Consider the following 1,807-nt stretch of genomic DNA (forward strand, 5'->3'; position numbering starts at 1 on the left):
GGCTGCCCCGCAGCGCCCGGGGCTGGATCCTCGCCGGGGTGACCATCGTGGTGGGGGCGACGGCCGGCATCGGCACCACCGCCGCGATCAACGACGACGAGCACCGGGCCGCACCGGGGCACACCGACGTGCCGGCCAGCAGCACCCCCTCGACCCGCCCGTACGGTCCGCCGGCCGGTGGTCCGGGCCGGCCGGGTCCGCCACCCGGCGCACAGGACCTCGCCCCGCCGCCGCTGCCGTGCCTGCGTCCCGACCCGGTCGGCACGCAGGTCACCGGCCGACCGGCGACCGTGGACGACGGTTTCCGTCCCCCGTCCGGCTGGACCTGGTACGACGGCGTCGGCTACCGGCTCGCCGTCCCGATCGGCTGGCTGCGTACCCAGGAGGGGCAGGTGGCCTGCTTCCGCGACCCGGGCAGCCGCCGGACGCTGAGCGTGGAACCGCTGACCGGTGGCGGCGGCGGGGCGCTGGAACGGCTCCGGGCCGAGGAACGCACCCAGCTCGGCTTCGGCGCCCTGCCCGGGTACGACAAGATCAAGCTGGCGGCGTTCGACGGTGACGGCGCCCAGTGGGAGTGCCGCTGGGACACCCCGTTCGGCGGCCGGGAGCACGGGGTCCGGCTGATCCCCGGCCGGGACCTGTCCGGATTCATGCTGAGCTGGTCGTCGGCGGACGACGACTGGGACGACGCGACCGACGAGCTGACGGTGGTCCGGCAGAGCTTCCGGGGCCGGTCGACGGAAGTGACCTCGCCCACCTGACCCGCCCCGGCCCGCCGACGGCCGGCTTCCCGCGCTGCGTCCCCCGAATCCGTCGCCGCGAACACCCCGGCCACCACGGATATCCTGGTGGCGGGGCAGCGAGGGGGAAATGTCGTGCACGAGCAGCGGGTCGCCGGGCGGTACCGGCTACTCGTTCTGGTCGGCACCGGCGGGATGGGCCGGGTCTGGTTGGCCCGTGACGAGATGCTGCACCGGGACGTCGCGGTCAAGGAGGTCGTCCCGCCGCACTGGCTCGCCGCGCACGAACGCGCGGAGCTACGGCTGCGCACGTTGCGCGAGGCCCGCACCGCGGCCCGGCTCAACCACCCCAACGTGGTCCGGATCTACGACGTGGTGCACGACGGTGACAACCCCTGGATCGTGATGGAGTACGTCCCGTCCCGCTCGCTGCAACAACTGCTCACCGAGGAGGGACCGCTGCCCCCGCACCGGGTCGCCCGGATCGGGTTGGCGGTGCTGGCCGCCCTGCGCGCCGCCCACGCCGCCGGAGTGCTGCACCGCGACGTCAAGCCGCACAACGTCCTGGTCGCCGACGACGGGCGGGTGGTGCTCACCGACTTCGGACTGGCCACCTTCGACGGCGGTGACGGGGCGATGACCGGGCCGGGGATGGTGCTCGGCTCACCGCAGTTCGTCGCCCCCGAGCGCGCCCGCGACGGGGTGTCCAGCCCGCGTACCGACCTGTGGTCGCTGGGGGCCACCCTCTACGCGGCGGTGGAGGGGCGGGCGCCGTACGCCCGGGGCAGCGCGATGGCGACGCTGAGCGCGCTGGCCACCGAGCCGCCCGACCCGACGCGGCGGGCCGGGGCGCTGCGCCCGGTGCTGGAGGGCCTGCTGCGCCGCGAACCGGAACGACGGTTCACCGCCGACGAGACGCAGACCCGGCTGAGCGCGGCGCTCGCGGCGACGCCCACCACGCCGCCCGCGCCGCAGGCGTCCACCCCGACCCCACCACCCCCCACGGTGCCGGCCGGCGGGGACACCCCGCCGCTGCCGGCCGGTACGCCGCGTCGGCGGCGGCAGCG

General features: G+C 76.1%; 1 protein-coding gene and 1 pseudogene. Both read left to right on the forward strand.

Annotated elements, in window-relative coordinates; all coding sequences use genetic code 11:
- Positions 1 to 761 (forward strand): annotated as a pseudogene (locus tag ACOJTC_RS03345) (hypothetical protein); the annotation flags it as partial.
- A 174-nt stretch (positions 762 to 935) separates the two neighbouring features.
- On the forward strand, positions 936 to 1,807 hold an 872-nt coding region (locus ACOJTC_RS03350), incomplete at its 3' end, for a serine/threonine-protein kinase (RefSeq protein WP_420115688.1).

The organism is Micromonospora sp. (genome assembly GCF_048594385.1).
GTDB classification, from domain to species: domain Bacteria; phylum Actinomycetota; class Actinomycetes; order Mycobacteriales; family Micromonosporaceae; genus Micromonospora; species Micromonospora wenchangensis.